Source organism: Candidatus Enterococcus courvalinii, assembly GCF_017315945.1.
GTDB classification, from domain to species: Bacteria; Bacillota; Bacilli; order Lactobacillales; family Enterococcaceae; genus Enterococcus_B; species Enterococcus_B courvalinii.
In genome coordinates, this window is the sequence record NZ_JAFLWI010000022.1 from 1 (window position 1) to 21,644 (window position 21,644).

The 21,644-nt window shown below is 35.0% G+C and carries 18 protein-coding genes; all 18 read right to left on the reverse strand.

The genetic code is table 11. The annotated features are described in order from the left end of the window. Positions 1-15 precede the first annotated feature (15 nt). On the reverse strand, positions 16-1,440 hold the full coding sequence (locus JZO71_RS11675; protein ID WP_206899850.1) for an oligosaccharide flippase family protein: 1,425 nt from the start codon (positions 1,438-1,440) through the stop codon (positions 16-18). Then, complete coding sequence (locus JZO71_RS11680) at positions 1,437-2,585, reverse strand: CDP-glycerol glycerophosphotransferase family protein (RefSeq protein ID WP_206899852.1); 1,149 nt, start codon at positions 2,583-2,585, stop codon at positions 1,437-1,439. Before JZO71_RS11680 ends, JZO71_RS11675 begins: the two co-directional genes overlap by 4 nt. A gap of 8 nt (positions 2,586-2,593) precedes the next feature. Beyond that, positions 2,594-3,589 carry a glycosyltransferase family 2 protein gene (locus JZO71_RS11685; protein WP_206899854.1) on the reverse strand — a complete coding sequence of 332 codons (996 nt, stop codon included), beginning with the start codon at positions 3,587-3,589 and terminating at the stop codon, positions 2,594-2,596. Continuing rightward, on the reverse strand, positions 3,590-4,648 hold the full coding sequence (locus JZO71_RS11690) for an NAD-dependent epimerase/dehydratase family protein (protein WP_206899856.1): 1,059 nt from the start codon (positions 4,646-4,648) through the stop codon (positions 3,590-3,592). 8 nt (positions 4,649-4,656) lie between these two features. Beyond that, a complete protein-coding gene (locus JZO71_RS11695; protein ID WP_206899857.1) occupies positions 4,657-5,358 on the reverse strand; it encodes an IspD/TarI family cytidylyltransferase in 702 nt (233 codons plus the stop codon). Further along, complete coding sequence (locus JZO71_RS11700; protein WP_206899894.1) at positions 5,355-6,209, reverse strand: LicD family protein; 855 nt, start codon at positions 6,207-6,209, stop codon at positions 5,355-5,357. Before JZO71_RS11700 ends, JZO71_RS11695 begins: the two co-directional genes overlap by 4 nt. Before the next feature lie 72 nt (positions 6,210-6,281). Next, on the reverse strand, positions 6,282-7,085 hold the full coding sequence (locus JZO71_RS11705; protein WP_206899896.1) for a glycosyltransferase: 804 nt from the start codon (positions 7,083-7,085) through the stop codon (positions 6,282-6,284). A gap of 90 nt (positions 7,086-7,175) precedes the next feature. Beyond that, complete coding sequence (locus JZO71_RS11710; RefSeq protein ID WP_206899859.1) at positions 7,176-8,564, reverse strand: sugar transferase; 1,389 nt, start codon at positions 8,562-8,564, stop codon at positions 7,176-7,178. Between the two features lie 236 nt (positions 8,565-8,800). Continuing rightward, the gene (locus JZO71_RS11715; RefSeq protein WP_206899861.1) at positions 8,801-10,939 is read right to left on the reverse strand and encodes a glycosyltransferase; all 2,139 of its coding nucleotides are present in this window, start codon (positions 10,937-10,939) and stop codon (positions 8,801-8,803) included. A gap of 36 nt (positions 10,940-10,975) precedes the next feature. Further along, positions 10,976-12,556: a class I SAM-dependent methyltransferase gene (locus tag JZO71_RS11720; protein WP_206899863.1), complete on the reverse strand. Its 1,581-nt coding sequence runs from the start codon at positions 12,554-12,556 to the stop codon at positions 10,976-10,978. Continuing rightward, a complete protein-coding gene (locus JZO71_RS11725) occupies positions 12,546-13,766 on the reverse strand; it encodes an ABC transporter ATP-binding protein (protein WP_206899865.1) in 1,221 nt (406 codons plus the stop codon). Before JZO71_RS11725 ends, JZO71_RS11720 begins: the two co-directional genes overlap by 11 nt. A gap of 11 nt (positions 13,767-13,777) precedes the next feature. Continuing rightward, positions 13,778-14,584: an ABC transporter permease gene (locus JZO71_RS11730; protein ID WP_206899868.1), complete on the reverse strand. Its 807-nt coding sequence runs from the start codon at positions 14,582-14,584 to the stop codon at positions 13,778-13,780. A gap of 249 nt (positions 14,585-14,833) precedes the next feature. Beyond that, entirely contained in the window at positions 14,834-16,096 is a 1,263-nt protein-coding gene (locus tag JZO71_RS11735; protein WP_206899869.1) for an EpaQ family protein, read from the reverse strand. A gap of 52 nt (positions 16,097-16,148) precedes the next feature. Further along, positions 16,149-18,149, reverse strand: a complete 2,001-nt coding sequence (locus tag JZO71_RS11740) for a DUF7657 domain-containing protein (protein WP_206899871.1) — start codon at positions 18,147-18,149, stop codon at positions 16,149-16,151. A gap of 45 nt (positions 18,150-18,194) precedes the next feature. Continuing rightward, positions 18,195-19,046 (reverse strand): dTDP-4-dehydrorhamnose reductase, encoded by an 852-nt coding sequence (gene rfbD / locus JZO71_RS11745; protein ID WP_206899874.1) that lies wholly within the window; start codon positions 19,044-19,046, stop codon positions 18,195-18,197. A 78-nt stretch (positions 19,047-19,124) separates the two neighbouring features. Continuing rightward, entirely contained in the window at positions 19,125-20,153 is a 1,029-nt protein-coding gene (rfbB, locus tag JZO71_RS11750; protein ID WP_206899876.1) for a dTDP-glucose 4,6-dehydratase, read from the reverse strand. A gap of 22 nt (positions 20,154-20,175) precedes the next feature. Further along, positions 20,176-20,748: a dTDP-4-dehydrorhamnose 3,5-epimerase gene (gene rfbC / locus JZO71_RS11755; protein ID WP_206899878.1), complete on the reverse strand. Its 573-nt coding sequence runs from the start codon at positions 20,746-20,748 to the stop codon at positions 20,176-20,178. A gap of 13 nt (positions 20,749-20,761) precedes the next feature. Then, the gene (gene rfbA / locus JZO71_RS11760) at positions 20,762-21,628 is read right to left on the reverse strand and encodes a glucose-1-phosphate thymidylyltransferase RfbA (RefSeq protein WP_206899880.1); all 867 of its coding nucleotides are present in this window, start codon (positions 21,626-21,628) and stop codon (positions 20,762-20,764) included. Positions 21,629-21,644: the final 16 nt, after the last annotated feature.

Consider the following 21,644-nt stretch of genomic DNA (forward strand, 5'->3'; position numbering starts at 1 on the left):
ATGAAGGAGTTTTATTTATTTGAACATTCTACTAATTTCTTCTTTTAGATGTGGAAAATTAAAATAAGTAATTGGTAGATACACTAGCACAATAATGATAGATTTTAGTGCCATATCTAAGAAGCTAGAGTTTAATATTGTAGGAACAAAATAGTAAAACAGCAACGATAAAGCCATACCCATGACGAAGAATGAATTGATTCGTTTATCAAAGAAATAACCAACCTGAATTTCATCTCTAATAAAGAAAATCCTGAAGAAGCAGACAAAAAATTCTACAATTACAAGCACTATCGTTGCCCCTAGCGCACCATATTGAGGCACTAATAAAATGTTACCAACTATACTAATCAAAGCTCCAATAATCATTGGATAAGCAAATTCTTTATCTTTTTCAATTGCAATCGTAAATTGATTAGCAAATACTCCTCCAATTGGGCTAAATATAATGAGTAAGCATGAAAGTAGCATGTTGATTACCATTGGCTCAAACTTTTCACCAAAGAACCATGGAACAAACTCTTTCGTATTGACAAAAACAACGCTGAATAAAATCATCGCAATAATAAATGTATAATCAAATGATTTTTTTGTGTAGATTAAAATATTACGTTTATCACCATTTGCTTGTGCTTTTGATATTTTTGGAAGCATAACAATCGTAATTGAAGAAAGAACTGCCAATATAATTCTAGCTATCTTTTGCGACTGATCGTAATAAGATAATTCAGTAGGATTAACAAAATAACCAACAACTGTTTTATCTAATGTCGTATATACCTGCATAAACAATTGCGGTACTAAAATAATAAACGCAGGTTTCCACAATTTTCTAAAAAGATCTGAATTAAATTTAGGACTGTATACTTTACCTTTGATATTTAGCCAAAAAACTAAACTTCCTAAAAAGTTGGTAATGGATGTAATAAAAACATACATCCACAAATCATCTTTAGTGGTCACAAATAAGACAATTAAAAAAACTGAAGAAATCTTGATTAACGTATTTCTTATTACAACTTTTGCAAATTCCTCAATTCCTTGAAAAAACCACGAGATATCCAATGTCAGACCCAAAATAAATATCAGTTGAATGAAGTATAAATTTTTGTATTGGATATCAAACAGATAAATATACATGATATAAACAATCGAGGCACCTAGTCCAATTAAAAGTTGCATGAAATAAATATTCCAAAACTGCATTGAGAGCTCTTTTTTATCGTCTCGCGCTTTTGCAATATTTCGAATACGAAAAGGATTCATTCCTACGGCAATGACAGTCATTAAAAATTGAGCGATTGAAAATACATAACCATAAACACCTAGCCCATCTGCTCCGATTCTACGACTAAGGATTGGAATTGTAATTAACGGTAATACAATCAAAAAAACCTGGTAAATTGCATTATAAATAATATCTTTTAGCGTTTTTTTCATTTACTTGCCTTCTTCATTAATTCGATTACTTTTTCTGTACTGGTTCCGTCCTCAAAATTACCAACATAGTTCAATAAACGTTCAGAACTATTCAACAAATCTTGTGCTTGTTCTTCAAAAATTTGAATCAACATCTTTCCATTTTGAGCAACAGGTACAGGTAGTGAACTTAGTTCAATGTAAAAACCACGTTCCTTACTGTAAGATTCTTCATCATAATTAAACAAAATAAGCGGTTTTTTTAATAAAGCATAATCAAAAAAAATAGAAGAGTAATCAGTAATTAGGACATCTACGTTTTCAAATAAATGTTCTAGCGGAATACCATCATCCACAAGTTCCACCTCATGTTTCTTCATATACTCTCTACTTTTTTTGTCATTAGCTAAATATTGATTTACATTGGGATGAAACTTCGTCATAAAATTAAGTTTTTGATTTCGAAGCGCAAAAAATTCTTTCAGTACGTTGATTTCCAGTTTTTTCAACTGAGAAATCCCATTATCTTCCATATTATTTCTGAATGTTGGAGCAAACAATATTGTAATTTCATTCTTATCTAAATAATCAGATTTTAGCACATTTGCTTCTGAAACAAGCTTATCATTTCTTGGCGTACCAATTTCCAGTAACTGATTTTTTGAAACGCGAAAAGCAGATAAATATTTTTCTGAACTATAGCGATTCCCCGATAAAAGATACGTGATTGATTCACTATCTTTTTTGGCATACTTCAAATAATGACTTGATAATTTACTTTCTGCATCAAATTCAATTTTTTTCAATGGTGTACCATGCCATGTTTGAAAATAAATCTGTTTTTTACGTTTTCCATATACAATCGTTTTTCGACTATCATCAATCCAGAATTTAGATGTATACAAATAATACGTGCTTAGTAAAGAATCCGTATCTACTCTCTTCACGTTATTTGGCAAATCATTTACCTGAACTTCCTTTTTCAAGAGCCATATGCATTTGTAATTCAAATTTTGATTACCTATTGTTTCAGAAATCACACGTGGATTTCCAGAGTAATTTCGACCACCGAAGCTAGAAAAAACAATCCGATCTTCTTTTAAAGGGAGCACTTTAAAAATTGCTGGAAAAACATATCTAGAAAATAATTTTTTTATCTTATTCATATTTACAATTACCTCATAGATTCTATTCTATTCAAGACACTAGCGGTCATTTTACTTTTGGAAAGATGATATGGGAGACTGGGATGTTTCAATAAAAATTTCATTAGTTTTTTCAACTTCGATGAAAAGTCTGGATCTGCTTGAGCTTCTTGTTCAAAGCGAGATAAAATCTCCATTGATCGATCATAATCTTTTTGATTTGAATAATTGTTTTCAATCATAGACATCATCATTCTTACAGCTGTATAGACATATCTTGATCGAACATTCAATGACACTTCTGGATAGAATTTGTCAATAAATATAATAATATCTTCATGGATATCAAAAGTATCAAATTTTCTAGGATTAAAACTACCTCGTAATATACTTTTTGGACTTTGGAAATAATGATATTTTTCAGATGAATTCAAAGCAATCCGATTTGACTTATCAATTAAAAGGTACGTGGTTGCTTTATCTTCCATTAATTTTCCCACAGGGAATCTTAAATCAGAAAATAAATTCATCTTGAACAATTTATTATTGGCAGAATAACCGATATCATTATTGGTGAATAATGATTTCATCGCCTCATGTTTATCGAATACCAACCAATCTTTCTTAGTTGGCGTCAATTCTTTAAGTTGTTTTAAATCATTTATCTTTTTCAATTTTACTACTGATATTTCTGCATTAAAACTTTGAATACCGGTATACAGAAGCTCTAAATAATCTGGTTCAATCCAATCATCACTGTCAATAAAGCAGACAAAATCTCCTGTTGCTTGTTCTAATCCAGAATTCCTAGCTACACTCAATCCACCATTTTCTTGATGGATAACTTGTACTCGGTTATCTTTTTTCTTGTATTCGTCAGCAATTTGTCCACTGTTATCTGGCGATCCATCATCTACAACAATAATTTCAAGATTAGAATATGTTTGATTGGAGATTGAATCTAAGCAACTTTCTAGATAATCTTCCACATTGTAAACCGGGACAATCACGCTTATTTTATGCATCTACTTCACTTCCTGAATAATTTTCACGGTATGTTCTAATGACTCTTCTAAATCAAATAAGGGCATCCAGCCCACTTTTTTTATTTTCGTATTATCCAAAATAGCTGTATTTGCTTTCGAAAAGCCTTTGCTTTCAACTTCGTCTGGTAGTTCAAAAATAACTGTTTTACCACTGATATCTGCTATTTTTTTTGCTAAGTCTTTCAAATACAAATCAAATTGCTCATTTGAAACATTATAAGCTTGACCACTTTCACCATGTAATAGTAAATATAAAATTGCAGAAACTGCATCCGCTACATATACATAAGAAAAATATTGGTTTCCTTCACTTTTTAACACAATATCTTCATGATTCACTGCATTTAGAATGAATTGAGAAGACGCTTTTGTGTCAGAAGCCAGCATAGTTGGACCAAATGTTCGACATAAACGTGGGATAACAATGTCTAAGTCGTATTTTGTAATATATGCTTGGCAAAGTGACTCGCTTACTCTTTTTCCTTCTGGATAGCCAGCGCGTAACGTGTTGCAATCAATATAACCACAGTATTCTTCATTAAATTTTTCAACGTCTCCACGATTTTCACCATAAATTTCAACCGTCGATAAAAATAGCGTTCTTTTAACATTGGTCGCTGCTGCATGCTTTAGCACCTGATCAGTTCCAGCCAAATTCGTCATGATTGTCCCAATTGGATCTGTTGCGTATGCTTTCGGATGCGTATTACTTGCCCCATGAATCATATAATCAACCAAAAGATCTTCTGGTAAAGGTTCTGTTACGTCACCTTCCACAATCTCAAAAATTGATGAATCAAGATACATCGAAAAGCGAGTCTCAAGTTTTTTACGATTTCTTCCCATTGCAAATACTTTGATTTTCAATCCTAATTGCTGGTTTGCCAACATCAAAGTATCAATTAAAAATGAGCCAATCATTCCAGAAGCGCCAATCATTAAAATTGATTGACCATCCAGTTTTTTCAATTCAGGTAAATTGTCAACTACCTTGGTCAAATCAACTTGATACATAGGCTGTTCAACTAAAGTCATCATATTCTCTCCTAATCCTTCATTTTTAAATAAGCCTTAAACAGCTCCAAGTCATCTGTTGTTGTTAGCTTGATATTTTTATCAGAACCAGCTGCAAAGTACAATGTTTCACCAAGATCAACCATCATTGTATTTGTGTATGAGGAATCAGACATTCCAATATTTTCTTCTACTGCACGATTATAAGCGGCTAACAGTTTACCATATTGATAGGCTTGTGGAGTTGATACTCTTCGTAACGTATTACGGTCCACATATTCAACCGTTGTATCCTCGGTTTTTTTAATAAAAATTTGTTCATTATATGGTAGTGAAGTCACGCCATTTCCATATTCCTTACATTTCACGATGACATCAGATAAGACAAGTTCATCAACCAGCGGACGGATACCATCGTGAATAATGATTGTATCCTCTTCATCAGAATGATCTTTCAAGAACTGCACACCATTATTGATTGATTCTTGTCCTTTTGAACCACCTGTTATTACCCATTGAACTTTACTTATATTAAATTCTTTAATATAAGCCCACATCGTTTCTTCCCATCCCGACTTACAAACCACTAAAATACGATCGATTTGTGGATGCTTCTGAAATGATTCAAGTGTGTAAATAATAATTGGCTTTCCATCAATACTGATAAACTGTTTTGGAATATCTTGTCCCATTCGTTTACCAACGCCACCGGCAATAATAATCGCTGTAATCATCTGCTACTTACTCCTTTAGTTAAATAATATTTTCCTTGATAGTTTTTGTACGAACGATCAGGATCAATGTAAATTGAATCATGGATCGTTTTTTGATTTTCTAAAGACGGACGTTTCATATAGTCCCCAAAAGCAGCACGCAAATAATTATCATAGCCCACAGGTATCGGCATTTTAGTATCTTCAAAAGGAACCCAAATAGCCTCAGAAAAATCCTTAGCACAATAAATGTTTCCCATATACTTTGGTCCGACGCATAGCTCAGTCACGTTGTCTGTTGGCTTTTGATTATATTTAGTCATCTGTTTTTCCGCAAATGACCAAATTTTATAACGAATACTATCAGACTTAAACGTATTCAGTAGTAAATTACTACCAAAAGCTAATATACCACCATGATTTTCTGGCACTACTTGTGAGCAAAATAGAGCATATACAAGCGCCCATAATTTTTGAACTTTTCGGCTAATTTTAGAATCTGGTGCAACATCCAACGGAAAGATATCGATAGTGATACCATGAACAATATTCAAATCTTTTTGATACGTTTTTATAAACGTTGTCTCTTCATCTCTAATGGTCATAAATGAATTATGATCATTATAAATTGCTGAAGCTTTTTGTGCCGGAAGAGTTTGATTGTTCTGAGATTGGGACCATAACTTATAAAAACGCTCATAATCGGTTCTTGGCATAAAAAAATCTAAATCATCATCCCAAGGAATAAAGCCACCTTCTCTAATTGCCCCGATTACTCCCCCACCACAAAAATAGCATAATATTTGATTTTCTTCGCAAAAATCAACAATTTTTTGTGCCATAGTTAAAGTAATCTTTTGAACCTTTGCCATTTTAGCGTCTGTGCTATACAAAAAAAAACCTCCAGTTTTATCTAAAAAATAAAATTAAATATTCGTTGATTTTTAATTTCTCAACTGTTTTTCATAGAATTTACCACGCAATTTATTAGGCAATAAACTAATCACTACATGTCCACTAGTAACAAATAAAAAGTCCGCTGCAGAACCTAGTCCTTCGCGCCAAATATGGTAACGACCTTTAATTCCAGGTAACAAATAATTTAGGCCGCCACGTCGAGCATACATATCTGCTCCTGCGCGGGCATGAACTAACGGTTCTTGAATATTGTAGCCTCGATAACCAGCTTTCAATAATCTAACCCACAAATAATAATCTTCAAATCCTTTTAAAGGACGGTAATTTCCAACAGCTAATATTGCTTCTTTATCAAACATCACAGTCATGTGATTAAAGGGATTTCTTTTCTTAGAGAATGCACAAATCTCTTGATTTGTTTCTGGGACTAAACGACGACCAATAATTTGATCTGTCGAATCAACAAATTCTTCGATATTACTCCCAACAATTGCGACTTCCGGATCAGTTTCAAAAATAGCTAATTGTTTTTGCAAACGCTCTGGCGTCATGATATCATCGGTATCCATTCGAGCCACTAACCGATATTTTGTATGCAATAGACCTTTAGCTAGAGCAATACCCAACCCCTGATTTTTTTCGAATTTCACAAGCGTGAATATATCAGGATTTACTTGTTGAAATTTCTGTACAACTGCTTCCAAATCAGAATTAATTGGTCCATCATATACCAAAACAATCTCATCTGGCATAACTGTCTGTTCAAAAATACTTGTTAATGCTTCATCCAGATATTCTGTTTTTTCTTTATCATACAAAGAAAGAAGCATGCTAATTTTATTTTCTTCCAATTTTTTCCCCACTTATCTTTTGTGTATCTTAAAAAGTCAAGATACACTATTGATTTAAACGATTAGTATTTATCCATAAATCTTATCTTCTGGAAAATGAAGTTCTGCTAAAGAACAAACAGCTTCTTCATCCACACCTTGAGAAGACATTTTATCGAATAAGATTTTAATTGTTTGCAATAAGATTTTCAAATCCAATAATAACGAGTACTTTTTGATATATAACAAATCAAATCGTAACTTACTATTGTAATCAGAAACATATTTACCATACACTTGCGCATAACCAGTGATACCGGCACGAACGTTATGGCGTAAATAATAATAAGGATTTTCTTCATTGAATTGATCAACAAAGAATGGTCGTTCTGGACGTGGGCCCACAATTGACATGTCCCCTTTTAAAACATTAAAGATTTGTGGTAATTCATCAAATCTTACGGCACGAATGAATTTACCAACTGGAGTTACACGTGCGTCATTGCTTTTCGCAAGCACTGGACCTGATTTTGATTCAGCTGTTGCACTCATTGAACGGAACTTATAAATCGAGAATTCTTTTTGATTTTTTGTGATACGCACTTGTTTATAGATAACAGGCCCTGGTGAAGTTACTTTTACTAAAATCGCTGTTAATAACATAAATGGTGACGCTAGAATCAATAAAACCAGTGAAACTACAATATCAAATAACCGTTTGAATAATTCATCTTCTGGAGGGATTCTAAAACCAGACGATTCAATAATACTTTCATCTTCAAAATTCATGATATTTGGATTGATCATGATCAAATTTTCAAATGTTGTATTTAAAAATAATTTTTTCTCTTTTTTAGTAACTAATTGGTAGATTTTAATCTTTTCTTGTTCGTCAATTTCGGAAGCCAAGTACACAATATCAATTTCATCAATCAGTTGCTTCGTATGTTCATAGAAATGATCTACAATAACTGCTTCTACTTTATGTTTATTATTTTTCTTTGATTGAAAATTTTGAATAGCTGGTGCAACATCTTTTTCTAAGCCAACAATAATCACCTTTTTATCATTGCTGAATTTTAGATAAAGCTTATAAACAAAAATACGATACATGCTGATTAAAATCGTTCCGATTATAAAGGAAAGCAAGATAACTAAACGTGGAAAGGCAAACCAGCGTCCGGCAAAAGTGACAATCATAATCCCAAAAGTCATCAATACTTGACCAATAACTGTTACAAAAATAATGTCGCTGATCATTCGATTATAAAAAACATAGGCCCCTAATAAAATATTAAGAACAATAAAGATAATCGAAATAAAAACTGCTGAATTTTCAAAGGTTTCAAAGTTACGCATCGGTATTTCTCCTTGAAACTTCAGCAAAAAGCTTAAATAAATTGCAACGTTATAAACAATAACATCCATCAAAATAATAAATATTCTGCGAGCGGCGCTCCACTCCCCATTTTTATTCATATATACACTCCTAACCTCAGAATAATGCCTTTATCATCTTACCATAGCAAGGCTTAAAAGCCTAGCGAGTAACCAAAATGTAAAGGAAATTAAAATATTCTATACAATAAAGTATACTAGTTTATATTCTTTTTTTTATTTCTAAAATCTATATTCAACGCTTTTATTTTTATAGACATGATAAATAACAAAAAGCGACCAAAGTATCCCATTTCAATACTTTGATCGCTTTTGATTTAATCTGGTCTTAAAGAAAAATCACCAATACCTTCTTTAGTCAAATTATCATTATAAAAAGGGTCATGAGCAATGTAAGTTGGCCATTTGTCTTGCATTTTTTTGATCTCACCAGCAAACCGTTTTTGTTTTTCTGGTGTATCTTCATAACCTCTTGATTTCGATTCAAAATGATAAAGTTCTACTTGATGTGCATACACATTATTACGTCCTAATTCATAGACTTTCAAGCATAGATCGACATCGTTAAACGCAACTTCTAACGTTTCATCAAATCCTGAAACAGCACGAAAATCAGTCGCTTTAACCATCATACAAGCTGCCGTCACTGCTAGATAATCAACATCAATCACCAATCGACCAAAATAGCCGCAGTGTGTTTTATCATAATTATTTAACGCATGACCTGCCACACCACCAATACCAACGAGGACACCAGCATGTTGTGTTGTTTCATCTGGATAATACAATTTAGCTCCAACACAGCCAATTCGATCAAATTGTGCGTAAGAAACCATTGTCGTCATCCAGTCTGGTGCAATAACTTCAGTATCATTATTCAAAAACAAAAAATACTTCCCACTGGCTTTTTCAGCCGCCAGATTATTAATTCGTGAGTAATTAAAAGGAATATCAATTAATTCAACGATGAAACGATCGTTTAAACGTTCTTTATAACTTGCAAATAATTCTTGCATTTTTGGATCCGTACTTCCATTATCTGCAATAATAATTTCATAGTTGGGATACGTTGTTTTCTCAATGATGGAGTCAACACAGACTTTTAAATCTTCATAACCATTTTTAGTTGGGATAATTACGCTCACTAAGTCTTCTTCAATTACGTCATACGTGATTTCATAAAAGCCTGAGATTCTTCCTGGGCGCACGTGTCCTTTGATCCCACGACGATTCAGTGCGTCAGTTAGAGCCTTTACACCAGAATCATAAATATAACTTTTTGCTTCGCCATTGCTTGCTGTAGAACCTGGGATTGTTCGCCAATGATAAAGAACTTTGTCAATATGATAAATGTGATCTGCTGGGATTTTTTCTGTCACACGTAAAACAAGATCATAATCTTGTGAGCCTTCATAACCTTTACGAAAGCCGCCTAATTCTTTCACGATACTTGTGCGATAAACGCCCAGATGAGAGATGTAATTGTTTCCCATCAGTGTATCTGGTGACCAATCGGCTTTAAAATGAGGATCAAAACGATTCCCATCAGAATCGATTTTATCTTCATCACTATAGATCAGATCAAGCTCAGGTCGTTCATTTAACACCTTGGCTACTTCGTAAAGCGCTGAAGGTGGCAATTCATCATCATTATCCAACAAAGCTAAAAACTCACCAGATGCTAATTCTAAAGCAGAATTAGTGGCTAGGCTGATGTGGCCATTTTCTTGTCGAAAGATGACTTTTATTCGCTCGTCTTTTGCTTGATAAGCTTCCAGACATTTACGAATAGCCGGATCTGTTGAAGCGTCATCACTAATACATAGTTCCCAGTTCTCATAAGTTTGTCCTAGGACGGAATCAATACATTTTTCCAACCACTTGATTTCAACATTATAAACAGGCATAGCAATCGAAATCAACGGACGATATTCTAAGTCAGTAGCAGCTTTGCGTTGTGTTGCTAAATCTACTTTTTCGTGACGAGTAATCCATTCAGCATAATCAACTGAACCAGGTTTTAATTCTAGCTTAACGCGACGAACAGCTTTTTTTAAGCCATGTGTTCTTGCGTAATTAACACCTTTTTTCAACAAACGTTTTTGTTTTTGCCAAGAGGTCTCAAATCCATCATCAAAAGGATAATGACCATTTAACTTCACTGCGATTCCATTTTGGTGAGCAGTTGTTTGAAAATCTAAAATAGCTTTTCCTTTTAATTTTCCAGAAAGTCGAATTTTAAATCCACTTTGTGTTTTGACATCGAGTTCATATAAATGATTGATGTCTAAACGTACTACAGGGGTTGTCTCAATCGAAACTTGGTTCTTTTCTACTGTGACTGTGGGGATTTCTTTGGTTACTTCATCAATTGCCCAACCAACAATAAGCAAGTCTCCAGTAGCTCGTTCCCGAGTAATCGTATCAATAAATACAGCTATTTCTTTCTTTGTCACTGTCCAGTTACTCCTTTATCAAGTAGGTCCAATGAATTACATTTCAATAATCCAAGTCTGACCATTTTCTGCTGTTACTTCAATTAAAAATGTACGTTCTTGTTCACAAAGAATCTGTAATTCAAACCCGGCAGAAACATTTTCTGCAAGGTTTTCAGCCTCATTCACTTCTTTGCGATAAATCGGTTTAGCATCGAAAAACGGTGATTGATCGACAGATAAATGATAAGATAATGCATTTCGATCTACTTGTGAAATTCCCCAACCAGTAATTGTTAAAACTTTCGTTTCTTCATCCCAATGTTTTTCATCAATACATAACGCTAACTCTTTTGCTTGAACTTTTTTTTGTGTTTCTTTTGTTCGTCGTATTTTTTTTGATTTAATTGTCCATTCATCGTTATCTAAAAGTGAACAATAACGTGTGGTCGTAGTTTGCAAGTAACGATCAAGCTTAGCGTTTTCTTCTCTGATTTGATAATTATCCTTTTCTAAATCGGCTATTTTCCCTGCTAATTCTTGTTGAACAGCCATCATTGGTTGAACGGTTTCCAACACTTCTGAGAAAGTTTGGGTAAGCTCTCCAATAAAACGATAGTGGATATTTACCGTTAATTCCTGTCCAGCAACATTTTTTACTGCCAATTCTGGTATGCTTTTGCCATCAAACAGATAGCAATCCGTATCAGTTTTTAATGCGGCATTTGAACGAATAAAATCAATTTTTTCTCCAACAATTTCAGCAGTGAATTCAATAAAACTGGGCTGTTTTTCAAAATGGAATAGCACCGTTTCAACATTTTCAGGAATTGGGAATGTCAAACGTTGATTTTCACCGGTGTAGTTATTAACGGGAATCTGTTGACTAGTTTCTCCTTCAGCCGTTTGTTGGATCAAGTCAAAGACTTTCACGTAATTTGAATTTTGTGGCTGTGCAATTTCAGGGATTGCCTGTTTTTTCAGCGAAAAGAAGTATTGATAAACTTCTCCGAATGGACGCATTTTGAAATCATAGCGAACCGCTTCTGGTAAATCTTCATAGCGAGAAGAAAGTTCAGTGTCCTCTACCGCCAAGTATAGATAGTCTTCGATGTTGATCATCAAGTCAGCTTTTTCAAACACTTTCTGAAAACCATCATGCGTATAGAATGAATTATGTGTTTCATCTAGCAAACCATAAGAAGTCCATGGAAGTTGATTATTAAACAAATCGATCATTACTGAATTATGTGCTAAGTTAGGAAACGTTATTAAAATTTCTCCATTTTCACTCAAAAATTCACTGACTTTTTTTAAAGTTGCACCTGGATCAACCAAATGCTCCAAGACATCTGCAAACAAAATATAATCAAATGCTTGGCCTTCAAAATGATTAGCCCATTCAAAGCTTTCAATGTCCCCATAGAAGCCATCCTGAGCAAATTCACTCACGAAATCAAATAGTTCTTTATCGAGTTCAACAATGCTAACTTCACATTGCTTCGCACCAATCAAATGTTTTGTCAATCGGCCATTTCCTGGGCCAAATTCTAATACTTTGCTGCCTGGCTTAATTTGAGCTGCAATCTTTCCCACACTACTTTGCTCATCTAAGTCCATTTCAAAATCATATTTCATCTTTTTGACTACCTTCTTCCCATTTGTGATCCAAGATGACAATACCTTCGCCAATGTACGAGCCGCTAACAAATAAGTTCATATATTTAGTCTTATAAACTAACGGAACTGTAGCATTTTCTTCAAAAACTGCCACATCAAAATAATATTCGCCAGCTAATAAACCCAGCTTTTCATATTCAAGATAAAAAACATTTTTACCTTTTTTCCAAGGAATCGTTATATCATCCAATAAGGTGTTCAGACCACAAACATAAAAATTATCGACTGTTCGTAACGCAATCCCCAAAACTGGTTTCTTAATTGAATCATCTTTTACATTATAGGTAACTTTCACAAAGAGTGTCTCACCTTGTTCAATCATATCCACTGGTTTCTTCTCTTTATCAAGTAACTCGGCACTAAGTACATCAACGATATCTGGTGCGGCGTGACGTTCAACTTGACTCTTGTTACGATCAACTGTTTTTACTGATTTTTTCTTTAAGAAGTTTTCATAATTTGTCGTAACGTCCATCGTGTCCCCATACTCTACGACCTCACCGTTTTTCAACCAATAACTACGATCACAAAAACGGCGAATTGAGCTAATATCGTGGGAAACGAATAAGATTGTTTTTCCAGAATTCTTGATTTCAGTAAATTTTTCCATACATTTCAATTGAAACTCTAAGTCGCCAACTGCTAAGGCTTCATCAACGATCAAAATATCAGGATTAACATTGATTGCTACCGCAAATGCTAAACGGACAAACATCCCACTTGAATAAGTTTTTACTGGTTGATAAATATGATCCCCAATATCAGCAAAATCAATAATATCATCAACCATACCTTCAATTTCTTCTCGAGAAAAACCCAAGACCATCCCATTTAAAAAGATATTTTCATAGCCAGAATATTCCGGGTTAAATCCAGAGCCTAGCTCAAGCAGTGCAGAAATTTTCCCATCGATTTCCATTGTACCAGCGGAAGGTGTCAAAACACCGGTAATGATTTTGAGCATCGTCGATTTACCTGAACCATTTTCACCAACAAAGCCAATCATCTCGCCTTTTTTTATTTCAATATTAACGTTTTTCAATGCATAAAAGACATCGTGATAAGATTTTTTGAAAGGATTCAGTGCCTCACGAAAACGATCACTCGGCTTTGCGTACATATTATATGATTTGGTGATGTTTTCTAATTTAATCGCATATTCTGTCATTTCTATTCTCCTTACAGTACATCTGAAAAATGTGGTTTCAATCTACGGAACACAGCTGAACCAACCACAAAGAATGCTAATGTAACTACCCAAAAGTATAAAGTATACATGCCGTGTTCAAAGAACCAGGCTTGGCTCAAGAAAGATTCACGATATCCTTGAACGATATAATAAAGTGGGTTTAATTTCAAAATTTGAACAATTGTCGGGTTAAATTGACTTGGACTCCAAAGAATTGGTAATGTCCACATAATCAATTGCAACAAAATCGTAATGAATTGTACGATATCTGGTAAAAACGGTTGGATAGATGCTGTCAACCAAGTGATACCTGTTAAAAATGCACACATACAAAACAGATAGTAAATCAGTTGTAGTGTCATCACAGTTGGAAAGATTCCATGTCCAATCGTCACAACTAAACCAATCACGATAAAAAAGAGATGTGTGTATAAATTAGATAAAATTTTCGTACTTGGTAAGATACGAATGTTGAAAACGACCTTCTTGACTAAATACGTGTACTCTCGAAAGACTAACGTCGTTGAGGTGAATGCATCTGAGAAGAAGAACCAGGGAACCATCCCCGTAATCAGATAAACAATGAATGGATACTTACCATCAGTCATTGCAGCTTTCAAGCCGAAGCCAAAGACTAACCAGTAGATCAACACAGTAAATATCGGGTTGATAAATGCCCACATGATGCCTAAAAAAGAACCAGCATAACGTGATTTAAAGTCATTTAATGAAAACTGAATCAATAATTTTCTGTTCTGATAGATATCTTTCATAAATAAAAACAGATCTTTAAACATTTGTGTTCCTCCAAGCGATTTCTGTTAATTACAATCAACTGCCATTTTACCATATTTTTACTAGCTGACTGCGATATTATTTATTTCTTAATTTTCTATTAAGTAACAAATACTCGAACGTTACTATTCTACAAAAGATAGTTTCTAATTGCAATAAAGCGAGGTATTACTCTATTTCTGACACATAATTATTTTTATAAAAAAGAGAGGTTGAAACAAAACTGTTTCAACCTCTCTTTGATTACTTTATTAATGATGATACTTGTTCATCCGTGAATATTCATTATGATTCTCTTCCGGATGTTCCACTGCTTCATCTGCTGTTTCCAATTCATCTGGTACTTGCTGAATTTCTGTTGGCTGGTCAAAACGATGCACGCTCATTCCTAGTAAAAGATAAATAATCGGAAGCCAAGCAAAGGAGGTCAACGTATCTTCCATAAAAGATTGTGTCATTATACCAAAGAAAGCCCAGATAAAGGTTAATTGTCCATTTGCTAAATCACCTTTTAGAGTTCTTCGGCCAATAAAGATCAGTAACAAAGTAACTACGATGGCTAATCCAATCACGCCATAAAGGTTTAAGAAAGAATTATAACTATTATGGTTACCCAAAATTTGATTTGCTCGTTTCGTGTAGAAAAAAGGCTTCATTCCTACTAACACTTGCTGCGTTTTAGTAGCCAAAGTTTGATAAAATTCGGCCCAGATTTCTTCTCTTCCGGTAAAAAGATTCACTTCTTTTGAAGCTGCTGCAAAATATGAAAGTGGCAATGCAGCTACTGCGGTCACCGTATAAATGATAAAGGGCGCGCGAGTCACTCGCATAAACGACTTAGGCATCAAGTCCAAAAGAACAAAAACAAGCAATGCAACTAATGCACCTCTTGATTGACAAACCCAAATCGTGGCGAACGCCGCAACGACCGCTGGCACACTTAGCAAGCGAATGTACCATTTTTCAAATGAGCTAGCAAAACCACTAATCAAGAAAGCGAGCGTCATCACTGATGCACCTATCGTGTTGGTATTGATCCAAATGTCAGAAAGCTTATTCCCTGGTGACCAAATATTTTGCCCTTCCCGAACCGGAATTTCTGTAAAAACACGATAAACAGTCACTGCTAAAACAAGCGAGAAGAACAATAAGAAAACAGCTCGATCTATTTTCCCAAATTCAATCCATTTTAGCGACAATACAAAAGCAATAATCAACGGTATCATCATATCTGTGTAAAACGAAGCACCTCGTGCGTCTCTGAAATATGAAAAGAAGAAAAAGAAGAAAAATCCTATCCCTATAAAGAGAAAATCAGTTCCTCTTGCTTTGTAAACATTTAATAAAAACAAAACGGCTATGCCGCCCAAAATTAATTGCGAACTATTTTCATATAAAAATAGTGCAGTGTTGTTGCTTAGTCCAACGGTCCATATGAAATACAATGAGCCTACTAATAGGAGAAGCCAAGCAACACTCATCTCATTGATCATTTTTCGCAAGATTCTTTGCATTTCCCCACTCTCCTGTACTAGCTTATCTCTTTTCTTTAATTGCATAACCTTGTTATTGCTGACTAATGACTTGTCCATTCATCGGATAGTCTACTTCGAATATTCGATAGCCATCCTTGTCCGGACCATATAATTGAGTAAATTGAGCCTGGTTTAATTCATTGTAGTCTGCTAAAGGTCGCTTGCTCACGACATAACGTATGCCAAATTTTTCGGCATCAGCAAAGTTCAACGTCACAGAGAACATATCTGGCCGATCAAGAATAAACGTTGTGTCTTCCTTCGCGATAAATGCGCGAGTATGGGCATAACGATTATAATATTTTTCATAGGTTCCGTCTGGATCAATGATTTCCCATGCTTTCATATCTGGATAAAAGCGAACCGTATTGAATGATTTTACTCCTAGTGTTGGCGTAAAATTGTATAGTTCATCTTCAGATAGCCATAATTGATCTGGATTTTCGTTATTGATTTTTTGAATTTCTTTCGCTAAGGTTTTTTCAAAAATAGCCCCTGTTCCTTCAACAATCGGATTGACAAAAAAGCCAGAAGCTACAATTAATGCCGTGAATGAAACGTAAAATAATTGTCTTTGATGAAACAAAGCAAATCCTAGCAACAATGTACCTAGTACAACGATTCCTGCAATTTCAATCTCTGAAAAATAATTGATCATTCTAGAAGTGAGAATTGCCACAGCAAACGTTCCAGCGTTAACAACTAATAAAACAACTTTATACCAAGTTGGAATAACATCTTCTCGCCAAACATAAGCAATGAACCAAATGGTTAACAAACAAGCTGCAAAACCAAACGTCGTAAATGCCCGTGATGCTGGAACATAAGAAAGAAGCGTAATTTCAGCTAATTCTTTCGGCAAGCCAATCGTAATCCAAAAAATCGCGAATAAACAAAAAACCATCAATATTCGCCCTAATAATTTCTGCTCACTATTTTTCTTACCAAACAATACAAATGGACTAGCTAAAAGAACTGTTGGGAAGAAGTGATAGAAAAAGGCCACTTCTGAATTATTTGAAAACGTAATGTCTTTAAATGGAATCTTCCAGTTAGTCAAAAAGTAAAAGAACTTGCCAAAGGTGAAATTTCCACCTGTACTGATTCGTTTTCCTGGATACAGGGTTTCTAGTGAAGCCATCAAAGCGTCCTTCGAAATGAGCCAAAAATGAACCATGATTCCGCCGATGATCGCAATCGCCCCGATAATCAATACAGCATCCAACAGATCCCAAACTACTTTTTTCCTGAAATGAATCAGTAAACCAACAAAATAAAAGACGAGCAAATAGCCTAACATTACTTGATGCGCTGGGTAAATGACTAAAATAAATCCTAAGCCAAAAATAACCACCAGCAACATCATCAGGGCTCGTAGCCCTTTGCGATCATGTTGATAGAAGTAGTGATAAAAAGCCACCATCAGACCAATTGTGAAGAAAATAAGATCTCCCACATGTTGCATGAACCACCATTGAACAGCCGGAGCAAAAGTTAGCGCAAGCGAACCAATCAATGATAATCCCTTTCTTTTTTTAGTGACGATCATCAGTAATTCAAAAGATAGCAAGAGCATACCGACGATTTTCATTCCCCAATACCAGGATAGACCTCGATCACGTCCTAAGAAGAAAAATCCCCAGTTAAATGGTTTACCGATAACCGTGATATCTTTCACCGGTGAATTATAAGCAATAATCATATTTTGACCATTTAAAGAGTAATCTTCATTAACTACGGGATAATCATTTTCTGCTTGCGAAAGATAAAATGGTGTCTGTACCAGCCATTCATCTGAACGAACTTCACGATCTTTACCAAACAAAATATCCGTTTCTTTTCCATCATCTCGTTGCGAAACGTATTTATCCCACATGCCAATTGAGCTACCATTTAAATTAAGTGTGACGACTATGATGATTGCCAGTAAGCCAAACAAATAGCGGAGCCGAAGTAATGAGTCAAAAATTGTTTGAGGTGCACGACTTGTTTTATGATTACCATGTCGTGCACTTCGTGTTTGTTTTTCCATAAAATTCCCCAATTTCTCTTTTGTTTCTCAAATGGCAGAAATAAATTATCCTTTTGCGTTTTCAGCAGCAAGTAGCATCTGCGCCAAAGCTTCTTGCCAAGTTGGAATAGAAAAACCTAAACTTTCTGCTTTTTCTAAACTCATCACAGCATACTGTGGCCGTACGGCTTTTTGTGGGAATTCCGCTGATGTAACTGGAGCCACTTTTACATCAGAATCTTTTAAAATTTCTTTTGCAAACTCATACCAAGAACAGCTATTTTCATTTGATAGCTGATAGATACCATAAGGTGCTTTCTCATTGATAACATACACCATGAATTCAGCTAATGTACGTGTCCACGTTGGACGACCAAATTGATCGTTAACGATTGTCAAACGGTCATGTGTCTCTGCAAGACGTTGCATGGTAAACACAAAATTATGTCCATAGATACCGAACACCCAAGAAGTCCGAATAATATAGTAATCTTCCAAGATTTCTTGAACAGCCTGTTCACCTAAAAGTTTGGTGCGACCGTACTCATTTAATGGATTTGTTTCATCGTCGACTTGATATTCTTCATCTTTTTTCTTTCCATCAAATACATAATCCGTACTGATGTAAACAAGCTTCGCATGAACAGCTTTGGCAGCGAGAGCAACATTTCTTGTACCATCGACATTGATTTTTTCATCTAATTCTTTGCCTTCATCTTCTGCTTTATCAACTGCAGTATAGGCTGCACAATGAAAGATCACGTCAGGTTTTAATTCAGTGATATATTCCATTGTTCCTTTTGCATCTGTAATATCTAATTCCTTTGCATCTGTCGAAACATAAGGCAGATTTTTTTCATCTAGTAGATGGCGCAATTCTGTACCTAATTGACCATTTCCTCCAGTTAATAAAAACATTGTTATCGCTCCTTTAAATTTGTTTGAAAAAAGAGACAGGCTAGCGCCTGCCTCACACTTTTATCTCATCAATAATTATTATTGACCATTTTGGGCGTATGCTGCTTCAACGGCTTCTTTTTCTTTTTTCCACCAATCTTCATGTTCTTCATACCACTTGATTGTATCAGCTAATCCATCACGGAAATTCGTAAATTCTGGCTTCCAGCCAAGTTCTTCACGTAATTTTGTTGAATCAATTGCATAACGTAAATCATGGCCTGCACGGTCTTTCACATGATCATAGGCGTCTTTTGGTTGACCCATCATCTCTAAAATCAGTTCCATTACTGTTTTATTATCTTCTTCGCCATCGGCACCAATCAAATAAGTTTCACCAATTCTACCTTTTGTCAAAACCAACCACACAGCAGAGGAATGATCATTTGTATGAATCCAGTCACGAACGTTCTTTCCATCACCGTATAATTTAGGACGAATGCCACTTAAAACATTTGTGATTTGGCGTGGAATAAATTTTTCGATATGTTGATAAGGACCATAGTTATTTGAACAGTTAGAAATAGTTGCGCGTAAACCGAAAGAGCGTACCCATGCTCTGACTAATAAATCAGAACCTGCTTTAGTTGAAGAATACGGACTTGAGGGATTATAAGGTGTTTCAGCCGTAAACTTTTCTCCAGGACCCTCACCATGACCTGGAAGGTCTTCTACTAATGGTAAATCACCATAAACTTCATCTGTTGACACATGGTGATAACGTACATCGTATTTTCGACAAGCTTCTAATAAGGTATACGTACCAATAATATTTGTTTGAACAAATGGAAACGGATCTTTAAGTGAATTATCGTTATGTGATTCAGCTGCATAATGCACAACTGCATCTGCTTCTTTAACTAAACGATCAACTAATGGTGCATCCGCAATATCACCCACCACAAGTTCTACCCGATCACTTGGTAATCCCGCTAAATTTTCTTTATTTCCTGCATAAGTTAGTTTATCTAAAACAGTTACATGGACTTCCGGATGGTTTTGTACAACATAATGCACAAAATTGGAACCAATAAATCCGGCACCACCTGTTACAATGATATTTTTCATTAAAATGGTTCTCCTTTAAAGTTTAAATTTCGCCATAAACGAATGGATTTTCTGCTTCAAACTCTTTTAATGTTGGATGATTGTGATCTTTTTCTGACATGATTGCTTTACTGATGTCAATTGGCCATTCAATAGCTAAATCAGGATCATCAAAAGCGATACCGCCATCTGCAGCAGCATCATAATAGTTATCACATTTGTAAAGGAAGTTAACATTTGGTGTCAAAGTGACAAAACCGTGTGCATATCCTTTAGGAACAAGTAATTGACGATGATTATGTTCAGATAAAATAAATCCGTCCCATTGACCATAAGTCGGACTGCCTTTACGAATATCGACAACTACATCTAAAACTGCTCCAGTGACTACACGAATCAATTTTGTTTGTGCAGATTCCCCTTTTTGGAAGTGTAAGCCTCGTAATACCCCGGCTTCAGCAGATAAAGAGTGATTATCTTGAACAAAGTCGTAAGTCAAACCATGTTCTTCAAATTTTGCTTTTGAATAGCTCTCAGTAAAAAAGCCACGGTGATCACCAAAAACATCCATTTCGATAATCTTGACATCTGTTAATTTTGTATCAGTTACTTTCATGTTGTCAGACTCCCTATTCAGCGGCCAAAGCTAATAAATATTGACCGTATTGATTTTTTTTCAATGGTTGCGCTAATGCAAGCAATTGTTCTTTCGTAATATAGCCCATGCGATAAGCAATCTCTTCTAAACAAGCTACTTTTAAATTTTGACGTTTTTCAATTGTTTCAATAAAAGTTGAAGCTTCAAGCAGAGATTCATGAGTGCCTGTATCTAACCAAGCAAACCCGCGCCCCATCAATTCAACAGATAAATTTCCTTTTTCTAAATACGCTTTATTGACATCCGTGATTTCTAATTCTCCACGTTCAGATGGTTTGATGTCTTTTGCAATTGAGATGACATCGTTATCGTAGAAATAAAGACCTGTAACCGCATAGTTTGATTTTGGTTGAGCTGGTTTTTCCTCAATGGACAAAGCATTCATGTTCTCGTCAAATTCAACCACACCAAAACGTTCAGGGTCATTTACATGATACCCGAACACAGTTGCGCCACTTTCTTTTGCTGCAGCGCGTTGCAACATTTTAGATAGGCCGCCACCGTAGTAAATATTGTCGCCTAAAACTAAGCAGACACTGTCTTCGCCAATAAACTCTTCGCCAATGATAAAAGCTTGTGCTAAACCATCAGGACTTTCTTGAACAGCATACTCAATGTGGATCCCCAAGTCATGGCCGTCCCCAAATAGTTCTTCGAAACGAGGTGTATCTTGTGGTGTTGAAATAATCAAGATCTCTTTGATTCCAGCCAACATCAAAGTTGACATTGGATAGTAAATCATTGGTTTGTCGTAAATCGGCATCAACTGTTTTGAAGTTGCCTTTGTCAATGGGTACAAGCGTGTTCCGCTTCCCCCAGCAAGAATAATTCCCTTCATGGCTTTTAAGCGCTCC

Excerpts from the sequence above, each read along its gene's own strand:
- JZO71_RS11690 (WP_206899856.1), bottom strand. The coding sequence starts at position 4,648 with ATGATGACTTTAGTTGAACAGCCTATGTATCAAGTTGATTTGACCAAG.
- JZO71_RS11725 (WP_206899865.1), bottom strand. The coding sequence starts at position 13,766 with ATGACAGAATATGCGATTAAATTAGAAAACATCACCAAATCATATAAT.
- JZO71_RS11720 (WP_206899863.1), bottom strand. The coding sequence starts at position 12,556 with ATGAAATATGATTTTGAAATGGACTTAGATGAGCAAAGTAGTGTGGGA.
- JZO71_RS11680 (WP_206899852.1), bottom strand. The coding sequence starts at position 2,585 with ATGAATAAGATAAAAAAATTATTTTCTAGATATGTTTTTCCAGCAATT.
- JZO71_RS11685 (WP_206899854.1), bottom strand. The coding sequence starts at position 3,589 with ATGCATAAAATAAGCGTGATTGTCCCGGTTTACAATGTGGAAGATTAT.
- JZO71_RS11710 (WP_206899859.1), bottom strand. The coding sequence starts at position 8,564 with ATGAATAAAAATGGGGAGTGGAGCGCCGCTCGCAGAATATTTATTATT.
- JZO71_RS11700 (WP_206899894.1), bottom strand. The coding sequence starts at position 6,209 with ATGGCAAAGGTTCAAAAGATTACTTTAACTATGGCACAAAAAATTGTT.
- rfbC (WP_206899878.1), bottom strand. The coding sequence starts at position 20,748 with ATGAAAGTAACTGATACAAAATTAACAGATGTCAAGATTATCGAAATG.
- JZO71_RS11735 (WP_206899869.1), bottom strand. The coding sequence starts at position 16,096 with ATGCAAAGAATCTTGCGAAAAATGATCAATGAGATGAGTGTTGCTTGG.
- JZO71_RS11705 (WP_206899896.1), bottom strand. The coding sequence starts at position 7,085 with ATGCTTCTTTCTTTGTATGATAAAGAAAAAACAGAATATCTGGATGAA.
- rfbB (WP_206899876.1), bottom strand. The coding sequence starts at position 20,153 with ATGAAAAATATCATTGTAACAGGTGGTGCCGGATTTATTGGTTCCAAT.
- JZO71_RS11740 (WP_206899871.1), bottom strand. The coding sequence starts at position 18,149 with ATGGAAAAACAAACACGAAGTGCACGACATGGTAATCATAAAACAAGT.
- JZO71_RS11730 (WP_206899868.1), bottom strand. The coding sequence starts at position 14,584 with ATGTTTAAAGATCTGTTTTTATTTATGAAAGATATCTATCAGAACAGA.
- JZO71_RS11695 (WP_206899857.1), bottom strand. The coding sequence starts at position 5,358 with ATGATTACAGCGATTATTATTGCCGGTGGCGTTGGTAAACGAATGGGA.
- rfbA (WP_206899880.1), bottom strand. The coding sequence starts at position 21,628 with ATGAAGGGAATTATTCTTGCTGGGGGAAGCGGAACACGCTTGTACCCA.
- JZO71_RS11675 (WP_206899850.1), bottom strand. The coding sequence starts at position 1,440 with ATGAAAAAAACGCTAAAAGATATTATTTATAATGCAATTTACCAGGTT.
- rfbD (WP_206899874.1), bottom strand. The coding sequence starts at position 19,046 with ATGTTTTTATTAACTGGAGGAAATGGTCAATTAGGTACAGAATTGCGC.